This is a genomic window from Pseudomonas sp. BIGb0176 (assembly GCF_024810175.1).
Taxonomy (GTDB): Bacteria; Pseudomonadota; Gammaproteobacteria; order Pseudomonadales; family Pseudomonadaceae; genus Aquipseudomonas; species Aquipseudomonas protegens.
In genome coordinates, this window is sequence record NZ_JANUEC010000004.1 from 437,162 (window position 1) to 451,252 (window position 14,091).

18 protein-coding genes are annotated in these 14,091 nt (G+C 62.3%); 10 read left to right on the forward strand and 8 right to left on the reverse strand.

Annotated features, from left to right (window positions below; all coding sequences use genetic code 11):
• Window positions 1-31 precede the first annotated feature (31 nt).
• Window positions 32-679, reverse strand: a complete 648-nt coding sequence (locus M2395_RS25080; RefSeq protein ID WP_011064178.1) for a glutathione S-transferase — start codon at window positions 677-679, stop codon at window positions 32-34.
• Window positions 680-804: 125 nt separating this feature from the next.
• On the opposite strand from M2395_RS25080, the gene M2395_RS25085 reads away from it, so the two are divergent.
• The 3 genes from M2395_RS25085 to M2395_RS25095 all read left to right on the forward strand — a co-directional run bounded on the left by M2395_RS25085 (window position 805) and on the right by M2395_RS25095 (window position 4,545).
• Window positions 805-1,089: a hypothetical protein gene (locus M2395_RS25085; RefSeq protein ID WP_011064179.1), complete on the forward strand. Its 285-nt coding sequence runs from the start codon at window positions 805-807 to the stop codon at window positions 1,087-1,089.
• Between the two features lie 194 nt (window positions 1,090-1,283).
• Window positions 1,284-1,529: a TIGR02647 family protein gene (locus M2395_RS25090; RefSeq protein WP_011064180.1), complete on the forward strand. Its 246-nt coding sequence runs from the start codon at window positions 1,284-1,286 to the stop codon at window positions 1,527-1,529.
• A gap of 169 nt (window positions 1,530-1,698) precedes the next feature.
• Window positions 1,699-4,545 (forward strand): class I adenylate cyclase, encoded by a 2,847-nt coding sequence (locus tag M2395_RS25095; RefSeq protein ID WP_123431103.1) that lies wholly within the window; start codon window positions 1,699-1,701, stop codon window positions 4,543-4,545.
• A gap of 7 nt (window positions 4,546-4,552) precedes the next feature.
• On the opposite strand, the gene rnk is transcribed toward M2395_RS25095, so the two are convergent.
• From rnk to cyaY, 3 genes are all read right to left on the reverse strand, one after another.
• A complete protein-coding gene (gene rnk / locus M2395_RS25100) occupies window positions 4,553-4,966 on the reverse strand; it encodes a nucleoside diphosphate kinase regulator (protein ID WP_011064182.1) in 414 nt (137 codons plus the stop codon).
• 142 nt (window positions 4,967-5,108) lie between these two features.
• On the reverse strand, window positions 5,109-5,342 hold the full coding sequence (locus M2395_RS25105; protein ID WP_123431104.1) for a DUF1289 domain-containing protein: 234 nt from the start codon (window positions 5,340-5,342) through the stop codon (window positions 5,109-5,111).
• Window positions 5,343-5,346: 4 nt separating this feature from the next.
• On the reverse strand, window positions 5,347-5,679 hold the full coding sequence (gene cyaY / locus M2395_RS25110; protein ID WP_011064183.1) for an iron donor protein CyaY: 333 nt from the start codon (window positions 5,677-5,679) through the stop codon (window positions 5,347-5,349).
• A gap of 239 nt (window positions 5,680-5,918) precedes the next feature.
• On the opposite strand from cyaY, the gene M2395_RS25115 reads away from it, so the two are divergent.
• Genes M2395_RS25115 through M2395_RS25140 form a run of 6 tightly spaced genes read left to right on the forward strand, consistent with a single transcriptional unit; the run spans window position 5,919 to window position 10,511 of the window.
• Window positions 5,919-6,077, forward strand: coding sequence for an LPS translocon maturation chaperone LptM (locus tag M2395_RS25115; protein ID WP_011064184.1), 159 nt, complete (start codon window positions 5,919-5,921; stop codon window positions 6,075-6,077).
• Between the two features lie 9 nt (window positions 6,078-6,086).
• A complete protein-coding gene (gene lysA / locus M2395_RS25120; protein ID WP_015637453.1) occupies window positions 6,087-7,334 on the forward strand; it encodes a diaminopimelate decarboxylase in 1,248 nt (415 codons plus the stop codon).
• A 4-nt stretch (window positions 7,335-7,338) separates the two neighbouring features.
• Window positions 7,339-8,169 carry a diaminopimelate epimerase gene (gene dapF, locus M2395_RS25125; protein ID WP_011064186.1) on the forward strand — a complete coding sequence of 277 codons (831 nt, stop codon included), beginning with the start codon at window positions 7,339-7,341 and terminating at the stop codon, window positions 8,167-8,169.
• A 13-nt stretch (window positions 8,170-8,182) separates the two neighbouring features.
• Window positions 8,183-8,908, forward strand: a complete 726-nt coding sequence (locus tag M2395_RS25130) for a DUF484 family protein (RefSeq protein ID WP_011064187.1) — start codon at window positions 8,183-8,185, stop codon at window positions 8,906-8,908.
• Window positions 8,909-8,910: 2 nt separating this feature from the next.
• A complete protein-coding gene (gene xerC, locus M2395_RS25135; protein ID WP_011064188.1) occupies window positions 8,911-9,807 on the forward strand; it encodes a tyrosine recombinase XerC in 897 nt (298 codons plus the stop codon).
• Window positions 9,807-10,511 (forward strand): HAD family hydrolase, encoded by a 705-nt coding sequence (locus M2395_RS25140; protein ID WP_123431105.1) that lies wholly within the window; start codon window positions 9,807-9,809, stop codon window positions 10,509-10,511. The genes xerC and M2395_RS25140 overlap by 1 nt, the downstream gene beginning before the upstream one ends.
• A 126-nt stretch (window positions 10,512-10,637) precedes the next feature.
• Here M2395_RS25140 and sutA read toward each other — a convergent pair whose 3' ends face one another.
• The 4 genes from sutA to glnK all read right to left on the reverse strand — a co-directional run bounded on the left by sutA (window position 10,638) and on the right by glnK (window position 13,408).
• Window positions 10,638-10,961, reverse strand: coding sequence for a transcriptional regulator SutA (gene sutA, locus M2395_RS25145; protein WP_007926654.1), 324 nt, complete (start codon window positions 10,959-10,961; stop codon window positions 10,638-10,640).
• A gap of 102 nt (window positions 10,962-11,063) precedes the next feature.
• Window positions 11,064-11,489, reverse strand: a complete 426-nt coding sequence (locus M2395_RS25150) for a secondary thiamine-phosphate synthase enzyme YjbQ (RefSeq protein ID WP_011064190.1) — start codon at window positions 11,487-11,489, stop codon at window positions 11,064-11,066.
• A 209-nt stretch (window positions 11,490-11,698) separates the two neighbouring features.
• Window positions 11,699-13,036, reverse strand: a complete 1,338-nt coding sequence (locus tag M2395_RS25155) for an ammonium transporter (protein WP_011064191.1) — start codon at window positions 13,034-13,036, stop codon at window positions 11,699-11,701.
• Between the two features lie 33 nt (window positions 13,037-13,069).
• Window positions 13,070-13,408 (reverse strand): P-II family nitrogen regulator, encoded by a 339-nt coding sequence (gene glnK / locus M2395_RS25160; protein WP_002555808.1) that lies wholly within the window; start codon window positions 13,406-13,408, stop codon window positions 13,070-13,072.
• 416 nt (window positions 13,409-13,824) lie between these two features.
• On the opposite strand from glnK, the gene M2395_RS25165 reads away from it, so the two are divergent.
• On the forward strand, window positions 13,825-14,085 hold the full coding sequence (locus M2395_RS25165) for an accessory factor UbiK family protein (protein ID WP_015637456.1): 261 nt from the start codon (window positions 13,825-13,827) through the stop codon (window positions 14,083-14,085).
• Window positions 14,086-14,091: the final 6 nt, after the last annotated feature.

Here is a 14,091-nt window from a genome sequence, read left to right on the forward strand (position 1 = left end):
GCCGGCATCCTCTGCCGGTGCGAGCAGGTTCCTAGCGCCCTGACCTTCTGGCGGCCATCAGTGCCGCCTTGTCAGCGGCGATGCGCCGAGCGTTGGGGGTCTGCTCCAGGCGCTCGAGCAAGGCCCGGGCCTCGGGCATCTCGGCCAAAAAATCGATTCCGAACAACTTGTCCCCGACTATCAGGGCAAGGTTCACGCTGTACTGAAAATACAGGTCCGCCACACTCAGGCTGGCGCCCGCTACATAAGGGGCGAACCGGGCATGCCGGCGCAATGCGGCAAAGCCTTGTAGCAATTCGATCCCGGCCTTCTCCTTGATCGCCTCGGGCAGGGTCGCGCCGAAGAACGCTTCGGGGAAACAGGCCCGGGCCGGCAGCTCTATGTACAGTTCGATCTCCTTGGCCAGTGCCAGCACCTGGGCACGTTCGAACGCGTCCTTCGGCAGCAGCGCCGGCGCCGGCCGCACCTGCTCCAGGTAATCGAGAATCGCACTGGTTTCGCTGATGAAGCCCTGCTCCACCTCCAGTACCGGAACCTTGCCCCGTGGGCTGATAGCCAGCGCCTCGGGGCTCTGGCCGGCGTAGAACAGCACCTCTTCGAAAGGCAGCCCCTTCTCCAGCAAGGCCAGCTTGACCATGTTGTAGTAGTTGCTGATGGCGAACCCATAGAGCTTGAACATCCCGTAGCCTCCAGGCCGTGCAGGGGTTGGCAGGGTTTTTTTATAGAAGGTTAATCCCACTCTGGCCAGCAGCATCGAGCCGCTGAATACGAGTAAACTGGCGACCTTTCCTTGAGGAGCCTGCCATGAGCGAGCCAACCGATATCGACACCGACGAAGAAGAGTTCGCCGAAAATACCCTGATCGAAGCGATCGAGAACCAGATCGAAAGCGACAACCCACCAGCGGCCAAGGCCACGTTCAACAAGCTCACCCTGGTAGGCTACGAGCGCGAGGAAATCCTCAATCTGATGGCCCATGTACTGGCGATCGAGATCGACGCCATCCTCGAACAGGACCGCGCCTTCGACACCCAATGGTACGAAGCCGCCCTTCGCGCCCTGCCGGAACTGCCTCCCGAAAAGCAGTGACACCGCGCTGCCGGAGCGCAGGCTCCGGCACTCTTTCCCGCCCGTGCCTCGCGCCCCGACTACACTGCCACCACCCTGCGGCCAAATACCGCTGCACCCGGGGATAAAACTCCTCAGCGAACGCTGGACACGCCGCCTTTCTGCGTTCACCTTAAGAACGCTGACCTCTAATTCCTAGAAAGTCTGGAGTCCTTATGTCGTATACCCCTGAGTTGGTTGCCGAACTGGAAATCCTTGCACTCTTCAACCTGGACAACTCCCAGGAAGGCCTGAAAATCCATCAGACCGCCGCCCCTTCTGCCATCGCCGCCGCCCAACGCCTGTTTGACAAGGAACTGATCACCCAACCCGATGGAGGCTATCTGACCAGCCTCGGGCGGGACGCCGCTGAACATGCCCAGGGCCTGCTAACCATCCTGAACGTCAAAGAAGTCGCCTGAACAACCTGCATCGGCCTGCGGGGTTCCCGTCTGTCGGATTCCGTAGGCGCCTCCTTCTGAATACGCTAGAAATCTGGCGTCAAAAAATAAAATCAGTTTAAGGCTGAGCCCTGTCTGACGGTAAACTGCTCGCCGTCTTCAATACCGCCACGTTCGAGCTCCGCTTGAAATGCCCCATACCCATGAAATCCGTCCCGATCTGGATGAAGGAATCGATCGCAAGATTCTCAGCCAACTGCGTGCGCGTTTCCTGAAGCTCAATGAAGGGCGCATGGCCCGGGCAATGGAAGGGCTGTCGACACGCCAGCAGTTGGTCCTCAACCTGTTGCCGCTGTTCTTTCACGTCAATCACCCGTTGTTGCCCGGTTATGTATCCGGAGCCACCCCGGCGGGGCTTTCCTGCTACGAACCCGCCCCCCAGGCCCTGGCCGAAGCCCAGCGCCTGACCCGATCGTTTTCCTACAAGCCGCGCCACGGCAACCCGCCACGGCCGATTCATGGCCTGTTTCTCATGGGCAGCCTGGGGACCCTGGCCCAGGCAGACCAGAGCGACATGGACGTGTGGGTGTGCCATGCGCCGGATCTGGGCGAAAACGAGCTGGCCGAGTTGCAGAAGAAGTGCCAATTGCTGGAGACCTGGGCGGCCGGCCAGGGCGCTGAAGCTCATTTTTTCCTGATCGACCCCAACCGCTTTGTCCGCGGGGAGCGGGACACTCAGCTGAGTTCGGACGACTGCGGCACCACCCAGCACTACCTGCTGCTGGACGAGTTCTACCGCACCGCGATCTGGCTGGCCGGGCGCACGCCGTTGTGGTGGCTGGTACCGGTGTACGAAGAACGCCGTTACGAACAGTACATCGACACCCTGCTGTCCAAGCGCTTTGTCCCCGCCGAGGAAAACCTCGACCTGGGCCACATGGCACGCATTCCGCCCGGCGAGTTCATCGGCGCCGGGCTGTGGCAACTGTTCAAGGGCATCGAGTCGCCCTACAAGTCCGTACTCAAGCTGCTGCTGATCGAGGTCTATGCCAGCGAGCATCCCAAGGTCCAGTGCCTGAGCCTGCGCTTCAAGCAGGCGGTGTTTGCCAACCGCCTGGACCTGGATGAGCTGGACCCCTACATCGTGGTCTACCGGCGCATCGAGGAATACCTCAAGGCTCGCGGCGAGCCGGAGCGCCTGGAGCTGGTACGGCGCAGCCTGTACCTCAAGGTCAACCGCAAGCTTACCGTCGGCAACGCCACCCGCAGCCCGAACTGGCAGCGCGCTCTACTGGAGCGCCTGGCCAGTGAATGGGGCTGGGACCAACGCCAACTGGCCTTGCTGGACAGCCGCAGCCAGTGGAAGGTGCGCCAGGTCAGCAGCGAGCGCCGGGCCCTGGTCAACGAGCTCAACTACAGCTATCGCTTCCTGACCCAGTTCGCCCGCACCGAGCAGGCCGCCAGCCTGATCAACAAGCGTGACCTGAATGTCCTGGGCCGGCGCCTGTACGCGGCCTTCGAGCGCAAGGCCGGGAAGATCGAGTTCATCAACCCCGGCATTGCGCCGGACCTGGCTGAAGACACCCTGACCCTGGTGCAGTCACCGAACAAGAAGGAACCCGGACAGAACCATTGGGGGCTGTACAACGGCAGCCTGACCGCCCTGGAGTGGGAGCATTTCGCCCCGATCAAGCGCAGTCGCGAGCTGCTGGAGCTGCTTACCTGGTGCCATCGCAACGGCGTGATCGACAGCAGTACCCGCCTGGCCCTGCACCCGGGCAGCAGCGACCTGAGCGAATTCGAACTGTTCAACCTGCTGGGCAGCCTGCAGCAGACCGTGCCACTGCCTTTGACGACGGTCAGCGAGGAACAGTTGCTGCACTTCGCCGTGCCCGGCGAAGTGCTGATCCTGGTGAACGTCGGGGTCGACCCCCTCAAGCACCACCGCGACCTGAACATTCTGATGACCACCGAGCGCACCGACTCCCTGAGCTATGCCGGGGTACGCGAGAATCTGGTGCTGACCCTGGATCAGGTCACCCTCAATAGCTGGAACGAGGTAATGGTCGGCCGCTACGACGCCGAGCATGCGCTGCTCGACTGTCTGCGGGACTACCTGAACAATCTGCCGGGCGGCACGCAGCCGCGGCTGCGGGTACGCTGCTTCTGTCACAACCGCGCGCAATTCATTGCCCGCCGGGTGGAAGAACTGTTCGAAACCGCGCACAACCTGTTGCTCAGCCAGCTCAACTACCGCTACCTGATCCAGGTGCAGCAGCACTACCACGTGCTTGAACTGGTGCCCGGGCAGGTTCGGCACCGGGCCATGGCAACCCCTGCCGCATTGCTGGAGTACCTGGGGCAGGAGCAGAGCCGCTACAGCCCACTGCACCTTGACCCGATGGCCCTGGAAGACCACGACCTGGCGCTGATCCTGCCCATGGGCCAGCCGGACTGCATCCAGGTGTTCTATCGGATCATCGACGAGTACGCGGAGCTTTACGTGCTCGATGAGTACAACGCGCTGTGGCAGCAGACCCTGCCCTATCACGACGAACACAGCCTGCTGGTGCCCCTGCAGCGCTTCCTGCAGTCGATTCTCTACCGCCGCGAGGCGCTGCTGCCGATGGACAGCAACCAGCCCGAGAAACCTTTGGACACACTCTACTTGCAGATTCTGCCCTCAGGCACGGGCCGCGCACGTCGGGTAGAGCCGCGGCCAGCCCCACCGACGCCGGTGGACAAAGCCTTCTATGACGTACAGGCGATCATCGGCAAGGCCGCACCGGGCCAGGTGCAGGTCTCGCTGTACTGCAATCAACGGGAGTTTTCCGATCTGGAATATGGCGATCAACTGTTCGCCGCGGTGGCCCAGGAAATCGTCGGGCAGCGCCATGAAACAGAGCGCTATCGCTGCTACATCACTGACCTGGATCTTTCAGGGCTGCTCGGTGACGTGCAAAGCCCGAGCATCCTGTATCTGCGCTACAAGGCCAGCCTGGAGCGCGCACTGAACGACGCGCTCGAGCAGGTCTAGCCAAGGATCAGAGGTGGTAGTCGCCTGCGGCTTCCGGCTGGTATTCAACTTCCAGCAGGGTCAGCTTCAAGGTCTTGCCACCCGGAGCCGGCCAGTCGATGTACTGGCCTACCTGCAGGCCCAGCAGAGCGCTGCCCACCGGTGCCAGGATGGAAATCTTGCCTTCGTCGGCGTTGGCGTCCTGTGGATACACCAGGGTCAGGTGGTAGTCCTTGCCGCTGCTTTCTTCACGGCAATGCACACGCGAATTCATGGTTACGACACCGGCCGGTACTTCATCGTGACCCACCAGCGTTTCGGCACGATCCAACTCGGTTTGCAGTGCAATGACACCTGGCAGCGAGTCGTCCAGACTGTCGATCAGGCGCTCCAGACGTTGCACGTCAAGGCGGGTAAGGATGATGGATGGTGCAGTACTCATGATCCTGGCTGACTCCTATTTTTTCTGCACAAAAAAGCAAAACCCCGCCAAATAAGACGGGGTTCTCACCGGCCTCGATGTAGCGAGGCGAAGCTGGACACTATCACAGCACACTGAATAAACAAACCGTACGAGTACGAAGCTAAATCTCGCCTGCCGCCGCACTCTGTTTGCGCTGCAGCGCCTGGGCGCAGATCACTCGCCGGCGCTGATCATCGGCCGAACGCCATTCACGGATGTCCTCCACATGGCGAAAACAGCCGCGACAGACCTTCTCCTCATCGAGGCGACAAAGGCTGATGCACGGTGAACTCACCGCCGGGCTGACGTTGCTGTAGAGCGGCTTGGGCGGTCGGGCCGGGGCGGGCTGGATCACGGTATCAGAGCCCTTCGAACTCGAGCTTGATGTCGGCCTGCTCCAGGACAATGCGTTCCAGCATTTCCCCCAACTGCTCTTCGCTCTTGTCGCACATCCAGCGCTCGCTTTCCTCGTCGTAGTCGAAGTGGAAACCACCCGAACGCGCGGCCAGCCAGAGTTGGCGCAAAGGCTCCTGGCGACTGAAGATCACCTGGCTGCCGTTGTCGAACTTGACGGTGAGCACCCCGGCCGAGCTTTCCAGGTCGATGTCCAGGTCGCTCTCATCGAAAATATCCTCCAGCGTCTGCTGGGTGGCATCCACCAGGTCGTGAAAACGGGCTTCGGTCAAACTCATTGCGGGAACCTCGAAAAGTGTCTACTCACGCTCAAGCGCCGCAAGATACGGGCGCTCCCCGGCGAATGCAAAGGATACCGAACGAGGAAATAAATGCGACGCCCATTGCACGACCGCCCGACCAAAGCCACCGGCCGGGCCTTGGCAAAGGCCCGCTGGACGGGAGTTACGCTGCATAGGCAAGCTGCCGGGTGGCCGGTATACTCGGGCGCAATTTACGCATTCTCAAGGATTTCGCCATGAAGCGCCTGATCTCTTCCCTTGCTGCGCTCGTCGCGGTTGCTTGCCTCGTTACCGCCTGCGGCCAGAAAGGCCCGCTGTACCTGCCTGATGACAGCAAATCCCCTGAAGAGCAGGCGAAGTCGCAATCGCAGTCGCACAAGCACGACACCTACTAAGGGCAAACCATGGACGCTTTTAACTACCGCGACGGGGAGCTGTTCGCGGAAGGCGTAGCCCTGTCCGCCATTGCCGAACGTTTCGGTACGCCCACCTACGTCTATTCCCGTGCGCACATCGAAGCCCAGTACCAGGCCTATGCCCAGGCCCTGTCCGGCATGCCGCACCTGGTTTGCTTCGCGGTAAAAGCCAACTCCAACCTGGGCGTACTGAATGTCCTGGCGCGCCTGGGCGCCGGTTTCGACATCGTCTCCCGGGGCGAGCTGGAGCGGGTCCTGGCTGCGGGCGGGCAAGCCGACAAGATTGTCTTCTCCGGTGTTGGCAAGACCCGTGACGACATGCGTCGTGCCCTGGAAGTCGGCGTCCACTGCTTCAACGTCGAGTCCGCCGAGGAGCTGGAGCGCCTGCAGCTGGTAGCGGCCGAGCTGGGCGTTCGTGCACCGGTCTCGCTGCGGGTCAATCCGGACGTGGATGCCGGCACTCACCCCTATATCTCCACCGGGCTCAAGGAAAACAAGTTCGGCATCGACATTGCCACCGCCGAGGATGTGTACATCCGCGCCGCGCAGCTGCCGAACCTGGAAATCGTCGGTGTCGACTGCCATATCGGCTCGCAACTGACCACCCTGGAACCCTTTATCGACGCCCTCGACCGCCTGCTGGACCTGGTGGACCGCCTCGGTGAATGCGGCATCTACCTGCGCCACATCGATCTGGGTGGCGGCCTGGGCGTGCGCTATCGCGACGAAGAGCCACCGCTGGCCGCCGACTACGTCAAGGCCGTGCGCGAGCGCCTGGACGGTCGCGACCTGGCCCTGGTATTCGAACCGGGCCGCTTCATCGTGGCCAACGCCGGCGTCCTGCTGACCCGGGTCGAATACCTCAAGCACACCGAACACAAGGATTTCGCCATCGTCGACGGCGCCATGAACGACCTGATCCGCCCGGCGCTGTACCAGGCCTGGATGGATGTCAGCGCCGTGCGCCCGCGAGATACCGAACCCCGTACCTACGACATCGTCGGCCCGATCTGTGAAACTGGCGACTTCCTCGCCAAGGAACGCACCCTGGCCCTGGCCGAGGGTGACCTGCTGGCGGTGCATTCCGCTGGTGCCTATGGTTTCGTCATGAGCTCGAACTACAACACCCGCGGCCGTGCCGCAGAAGTACTGGTCGATGGTGACCAGGCTGTTGAAGTACGTCGCCGCGAGACGGTAGCCGAGTTATTCGCTGGCGAAAGCCTGCTGCCGGAGTAAGACCATGCTGCTGCGTTTTACCAAGATGCACGGCCTGGGCAATGACTTCATGGTTCTCGACCTGGTCAGCCAGCACGCGCATATTCTGCCCAAGCACGCCAAACAATGGGGTGATCGCAATACCGGGATTGGCTTCGATCAGTTGCTGATCGTCGAGGCCCCGAGCAACCCGGATGTGGATTTCCGCTACCGGATCTTCAACTCCGACGGCTCCGAAGTGGAACAGTGCGGCAATGGTGCACGCTGCTTTGCCCGCTTCGTGCTGGACAAGCGCCTGACCACCAAGCGCCAGATCCGCGTCGAGACCAAGAGCGGCGTGATCGAGCTGGATATCCGCAACGACGGCCAGATCAGCGTCAACATGGGCGCGCCGCGCCTGGTACCGGCGGACATTCCGTTCCAGGCGCCGGCCCAGGCCGACAGCTACACCCTGGACGTCGATGGCCGCCAGGTGCAGTTGGCCGCGGTGTCCATGGGCAACCCCCACGCCGTGTTGCGGGTGGATGACATCAACAGCGCGCCGGTGCACGAGCTGGGTCCGAAGATCGAACACCACCCGCGCTTCCCGGCGCGGGTCAACGTCGGTTTTCTCCAGGTCCTGGACCGCCAGCGCGCGCAACTGCGGGTCTGGGAACGCGGCGCCGGGGAAACCCAGGCCTGCGGCACCGGTGCCTGCGCTGCTGCTGTGGCCGCGATCAGCCAGGGGTGGATGGATTCGCCCCTATTGATCGACCTGCCGGGCGGGCGCCTGTCCATTGAATGGGCAGGCCCTGGCCAACCGGTGATGATGACCGGCCCGGCAGTGCGCGTATACGAAGGACAGGTGCGTCTTTAAGTGAGCGAAATCCATGACTGATCAGCCGCAGGTTCCTGCCGAAACGCCCGACCAATCACCGTCCGAAAACCTGGAGGCGGCAGCCGTCGCCGCCTACCTGGAGGCCCATCCGGACTTCTTCGTCGACCACGATGAACTGCTCCCGGCCTTGCGCATTCCCCATCAGCGCGGCGACACCGTATCGCTGGTGGAGCGGCAGATGAAGATCCTGCGCGAGCGCAACATCGAGATGCGCCATCGCCTGTCGCAGCTGATGGACGTGGCCCGGGACAACGACCGGCTGTTCGACAAGACCCGCCGCCTGATCCTCGCGCTGATGGACGCCACCAGCCTGGAAGAAGTGGTGATGAGCGTCGAAGACAGCCTGCGCCAGGATTTCCAGGTGCCCTTCGTCAGCCTGATCCTGTTCAGCGACAGCGCCATGCCGGTGGGTCGCTGGGTCTCCGCCGCCGAAGCCCAGGGCGCCATCGGCGGCCTGTTGTCCGAAGGCAAGAGCGTCAGCGGCAGCCTGCGCGAACACGAGCTGGATTTCCTTTTCGGCGAAGAGCAGCGCAAGCAGATCGGTTCTACCGCTGTGGTGGCCCTGGCACATCAGGGCATGCATGGCGTACTCGCGATAGCCAGCCGTGATCCGCAGCACTACAAGAGCTCGGTGGGCACCCTGTTCCTCAACTACATCGCCGAAGTCACCGGCCGCGTTCTGCCGCGCTTCACCCACTCGCTGCGCTCGGTACGCTGACCATGCAACAACAGCTGGACGCCTACTGCGCGCATCTGCGCAGTGAGCGCCAGGTGTCGCCCCACACCCTGCAAGCCTACCGGCGCGACCTCGAGAAGGTACTGGGGTTCTGCGAGAAAATGCAGGTGCGCAGCTGGACCGACCTGGACATCCAAGGCCTGCGCAGCCTGATTGCCCGCCTGCACCAGCAGGGCCAGTCGTCCCGCAGCCTGGCGCGCCTGCTGTCAGCGGTACGCGGGCTCTACCACTACCTGAACCGCGAAGGCTTGTGCACTCACGACCCGGCCAACGGCCTGGCGCCGCCCAAGGGCGAACGACGCCTGCCCAAGACCCTGGACACCGACCGCACCCTGCAGTTGCTCGATGGCGCCGTGGAAGACGACTTCCTGGCCCACCGCGACCAGGCGATTCTCGAACTTTTCTACTCCTGCGGCCTGCGCCTTTCCGAACTGACCAGCCTCAACCTCGATCAGCTGGACCTGGCGGACGGCCTGGTGCAGGTCCATGGCAAGGGCAGCAAGACCCGGGTCCTGCCGGTGGGCAAGAAGGCTCGGTCAGCCCTGGAGCAATGGCTCCCCCTGCGCGCCCTGAGCAACCCGCCTGATGGTGCCCTGTTCGTCAGCCAGAAGGGCCGGCGCCTGGGGCCGCGGGCCATCCAGCTGCGGGTCAAGGCCGCCGGCGAGCGCGAACTGGGGCAGAACCTGCACCCGCACATGCTGCGCCATTCCTTTGCCAGCCATTTGCTGGAATCCTCCCAGGACCTGCGCGCCGTGCAGGAGCTGCTGGGGCATTCGGACATCAAGACCACGCAGATCTACACCCACCTGGACTTCCAGCACCTGGCGGCGGTCTACGACAGCGCCCACCCACGGGCCAAACGCAACAAAGGCGGTGAGTAATGACCATCAAGCTGATCACCTTCGACCTCGACGACACCCTGTGGGATACCGCCCCGGTCATCGTCAGTGCCGAAGCCACCCTGCGCCAGTGGCTGACCGAACACGCACCCAATCTCGGAGGCGTGCCGGTGGAGCATCTGTGGACCATTCGCGAGCGGGTGCTGCTCGCCCAGCCGAACCTCAAGCACAGGATCAGCGCCCTGCGCCGCCAGGTGCTGTTTCATGCCCTGGAAGAAGCCGGGTATGACCATGCCCAGGCCAACCAGTTGGCCGACCAGAGTTTTGAAGTTTTCCTGCATGCCCGGCATCAGCTGGAGATCTTTCCAGAAGTCCAGCCGACCCTGGAAGCCCTGGCCAATCACTTCGCCCTTGGCGTGGTCACCAACGGCAACGCCGACGTGCGCCGCCTGGGCCTGGCGGACTATTTCAAGTTCGCGCTGTGCGCCGAGGACATCGGCATCGCCAAGCCCGACGCCCGGCTGTTCCACGAAGCCTTGCAGCGTGGCGAAGCGACTGCCGACACCGCCGTGCATATCGGCGACCACCCGGGGGATGACATTGCCGGCGCACAGCAGGCAGGGCTGCGTGCGATCTGGTTCAATCCCAACGGCAAGACCTGGGAAGCCGAACGCGCGCCAGACGCCGAGATCCGCAGCCTGATTGAACTACCCGGGCTGCTTGCCCGCTGGCATCGCGGCGCCTGAACCGGCGCTTTCGCGAGCAAGCTCGCTCCTACAGCAAGCGCCGGCGCTCGGGGCCGTTTCCGAGAAGGGTGCCCATGAAAAAGCCCGCAGCGACGGCGGGCTTTTTCAGCAAGCAAGGTGCAAGGCTCAGATAGGCCGGCTGCCGTACTTGTTATCAGGCTTCTTGGGCGGATCGGCGACCACGTTGGCCTCGACTTCCTGCACTTTGCCGCCACGGGCCAGGAACTCTTCCATGGCACGCGCCAGTGCATCACGCTCCTTGTTCTTGGCTTCTACACTCGGCAGCTCGTCTACCGAGACGGCAGCCTTGGCCTTGCCTTTGGCGGTTGGAGCAGGAACATCACTGCCATCGTCTTCCGCCACATCGTCGGCGGCCGCTTCAAGACCTTCTTCGGTTTCGTCTTCGTCACCTACTTCGAGGTCGTCGTTTTCCAGATCATCGTCGCTCATGTTCTACCTCATGACTTGCGAAAAGCAGATTAGTTATAGCCCAGCTGTGCCGACTGTCGAAGGCCGCTGGAAAAAAATCAACGTCCACTGATACTCAGCGGCTTATGCCTTATCACCGTGCAAGGTGGCAAGGACTTTGCGAGCACCGCCATGATCGCGATGCTCGCCCAGATAAACGCCTTGCCAGATGCCCAACGCCAGACGCCCCGCCGCTACCGGCAAAGTCAGCTGACAGCCTAGCAAACTGGCCTTGAAGTGCGCCGGCAGGTCATCCGCGCCTTCGTCGTTATGTTCGTACCCGGCCATGCCTTGAGGCACCAGGGTGTTGAAGTAACGCTCGAAGTCACGCCGTACCGCCGGATCGGCGTTCTCGTTGATGGTCAACGAGGCCGAGGTATGTTGCAGCCACAGATGCAGCAGACCAACCCGACATGCCTTCAACTCAGGCAGGCCGGCGAGCAACTCGTCCGTCACCAGATGAAAGCCCCGGGGCCTGGCCCGCAGGGTAATCAGGGTCTGTTGCCACATACCGATCTCCACGCTTCGGCGCGCATTCTAGCGCGCTCAGGGAAAAAACAAAGCGCCGAATAATCCTGCTTTAGTGTAAGCATTTGCCCTGCCGGAAATCGTCACGGCAAACACGCCAATGCTTGTCAGAAAATCCTTTCAGCCTTTCTCAATGACAAACATCAGGCAAAAAAATGCCCGGCCGGAGCCGGGCTTTTTTTCTTGCGCGATTACAGGTTGTAACCACGCTCGTTGTGTTGTGCCAGATCGAGGCCGACCGCCTCTTCTTCCTCGCTCACCCGCAGCCCCATGACCGCGTCCAGAACCTTGAGGATGATGAAGGTGACGATCGCGGTGTAAATCACCGTGAAACCCACGCCCTTGGCCTGGATCCAGACCTGAGCGGCAACATCGGTCACGGTGCCGAAGCCACCCAGGGACGGAGCAGCGAACACACCGGTGAGGATCGCACCGAGAATACCGCCGATGCCGTGCACGCCAAAGGCGTCCAGGGAATCGTCATATCCCAGCTTGCGCTTGAGGCTGGTGGCGCAGAAGAAGCACACCACACCGGCCGCCAGACCGATGATCAGGGCGCCCATCGGGCCAACGGTACCGGCAGCCGGAGTGATTGCCACCAGGCCTGCGACCACACCCGAAGCGATGCCCAGCGCGCTAGGCTTGCCGTGGGTGATCCACTCGGCAAACATCCAGCCCAGGGCGGCGGCAGCCGTCGCGATCTGCGTGACCAGCATGGCCATGCCGGCGGTGCCGTTGGCGGCAGCGGCGGAACCGGCGTTGAAGCCGAACCAGCCGATCCACAGCATGGCTGCGCCCATCAGGGTGTAACCCAGGTTGTGTGGCGCCATCGGCGTGGTCGGGAAACCCTTGCGCTTGCCCAGCACCAGGCAGGCCACCAGGCCCGCGATACCGGCGTTGATGTGCACTACGGTGCCGCCGGCAAAGTCCAGCACGCCCCAGTCGCCCAGCAGCGAGCCCGGACCGCTCCAGACCATATGGGCGATCGGCGCATACACCAGGGTGAACCACACGCCCATGAAGATCAGCATGGCGGAGAATTTCATCCGCTCGGCGAAGGCACCGACGATCAGCGCTGGAGTGATGATGGCGAAGGTCATCTGGAAGGTGACGAACACCGCTTCAGGGAACAGCGCAGCCGGGCCGGTCAGGCTGGCCGGGGTGATGCCCGCCAGGAAGGCCTTGGAGAAACCGCCCACGAAGGAATTGAGGTTGACCACGCCGGCTTCCATCCCGGTGGTGTCGAACGCCATGCTGTAGCCGTAGATGAACCACAGGACAGTGATCAGGCCGGTAATGGCGAAGCACTGCATCATTACCGAAAGAATGTTTTTCGACCGCACCATGCCGCCGTAGAACAGCGCCAGGCCAGGAATGGTCATGAACAGCACCAGGGCTGTGGAGGTCAGCATCCAGGCGGTATCGCCGGAGTTGAGGACTGGAGCCGCCGCTTCGTCTGCCGCCATGGCCAGGCCTGGCATTACGAGGGACAAAAGGGCTCCTAGCCCTGCGAATTTACGCAGAGTCATATTGTTTTCTCCTGGGGCGTTGGGTTTGGCGGCTTAGATTGCGTCGGTATCGGTTTCGCCGGTACGGATGCGAATAGCCTGTTCCAGATTGACCACGAAGATCTTGCCGTCACCGATCTTGCCGGTGTTGGCGGCCTTGGTTATCGCCTCGATAACCCGGTCAAGATCCTTGTCGTCAATGGCGACATCGATCTTCACCTTGGGCAGGAAATCCACCACGTACTCCGCACCGCGATACAGCTCGGTGTGACCCTTCTGCCGGCCGAAGCCTTTGACTTCAGTGACGGTAATGCCCTGCACGCCGATCTCGGACAGCGACTCGCGCACGTCGTCCAACTTGAACGGCTTGATGATGGCAGTGACTAGCTTCATGAAACTCTCTCCCGAATTGGTGGACTTGCCCCAGGAAAACAAACCCGACTCAAGTCTAAGCGCAGTGCCTGGCTTTGTAACGCACCGTCGGCCTTCCTCAGCCCGACCGACGCCAGCTAACCGCTGTCTGACGAAACACTCCCCGCTCCGCCTGCCGCACTGCATTCGTCACAGCGACTGCATCAGTGCATGGGTCACCAGGGTCTAAGCAGAAAGCTTGCCAGCTCGGGAAAAATCAGTGATTTCAGTCCCTTGCCCCGAGCCGGCAGGGAATGCGGGAAAACGGCACCCGGGATACGCACAAAAACGGTGCGCTGGCGCCCGGCCAGATGCGCGAAAAACGTGCAACCCGGGGCCACCTGGAGCGTCGTTGCTGCGTGATACACTGCGGGCCGACTGCAATTCAGGACTCTCCCATGCTCGCGCCCAAAGACCTTCTCGACGCCCTGAGCGGCCACGCCTCGCGGTTGCTCAGCGGTGAAACACCCCTGCCCCGCAATGAAATCGAAAGCCAGCTCAAGGCCCTGCTACAAAGCGGCTTCAGCAAGCTGGACCTGGTCAGCCGGGAAGAATTCGACAGCCAGATGGTGGTCCTGGCCCGCACTCGCGCGCGCCTGGAAAGCCTCGAAGCCAAGGTGGCGGAGCTGGAAGCCCGGCTGAACCCGGTAGCGCAGTGATCTGAA

What these genes read in the sequence shown, in the direction of transcription:
- M2395_RS25080 (WP_011064178.1), bottom strand. Translation starts at nt 679, where the DNA reads ATGTTCAAGCTCTATGGGTTCGCCATCAGCAACTACTACAACATGGTC.
- M2395_RS25085 (WP_011064179.1), top strand. Translation starts at nt 805, where the DNA reads ATGAGCGAGCCAACCGATATCGACACCGACGAAGAAGAGTTCGCCGAA.
- M2395_RS25090 (WP_011064180.1), top strand. Translation starts at nt 1,284, where the DNA reads ATGTCGTATACCCCTGAGTTGGTTGCCGAACTGGAAATCCTTGCACTC.
- M2395_RS25095 (WP_123431103.1), top strand. Translation starts at nt 1,699, where the DNA reads ATGCCCCATACCCATGAAATCCGTCCCGATCTGGATGAAGGAATCGAT.
- rnk (WP_011064182.1), bottom strand. Translation starts at nt 4,966, where the DNA reads ATGAGTACTGCACCATCCATCATCCTTACCCGCCTTGACGTGCAACGT.
- cyaY (WP_011064183.1), bottom strand. Translation starts at nt 5,679, where the DNA reads ATGAGTTTGACCGAAGCCCGTTTTCACGACCTGGTGGATGCCACCCAG.
- M2395_RS25115 (WP_011064184.1), top strand. Translation starts at nt 5,919, where the DNA reads ATGAAGCGCCTGATCTCTTCCCTTGCTGCGCTCGTCGCGGTTGCTTGC.
- lysA (WP_015637453.1), top strand. Translation starts at nt 6,087, where the DNA reads ATGGACGCTTTTAACTACCGCGACGGGGAGCTGTTCGCGGAAGGCGTA.
- dapF (WP_011064186.1), top strand. Translation starts at nt 7,339, where the DNA reads ATGCTGCTGCGTTTTACCAAGATGCACGGCCTGGGCAATGACTTCATG.
- M2395_RS25130 (WP_011064187.1), top strand. Translation starts at nt 8,183, where the DNA reads ATGACTGATCAGCCGCAGGTTCCTGCCGAAACGCCCGACCAATCACCG.
- xerC (WP_011064188.1), top strand. Translation starts at nt 8,911, where the DNA reads ATGCAACAACAGCTGGACGCCTACTGCGCGCATCTGCGCAGTGAGCGC.
- M2395_RS25140 (WP_123431105.1), top strand. Translation starts at nt 9,807, where the DNA reads ATGACCATCAAGCTGATCACCTTCGACCTCGACGACACCCTGTGGGAT.
- sutA (WP_007926654.1), bottom strand. Translation starts at nt 10,961, where the DNA reads ATGAGCGACGATGATCTGGAAAACGACGACCTCGAAGTAGGTGACGAA.
- M2395_RS25150 (WP_011064190.1), bottom strand. Translation starts at nt 11,489, where the DNA reads ATGTGGCAACAGACCCTGATTACCCTGCGGGCCAGGCCCCGGGGCTTT.
- M2395_RS25155 (WP_011064191.1), bottom strand. Translation starts at nt 13,036, where the DNA reads ATGACTCTGCGTAAATTCGCAGGGCTAGGAGCCCTTTTGTCCCTCGTA.
- glnK (WP_002555808.1), bottom strand. Translation starts at nt 13,408, where the DNA reads ATGAAGCTAGTCACTGCCATCATCAAGCCGTTCAAGTTGGACGACGTG.
- M2395_RS25165 (WP_015637456.1), top strand. Translation starts at nt 13,825, where the DNA reads ATGCTCGCGCCCAAAGACCTTCTCGACGCCCTGAGCGGCCACGCCTCG.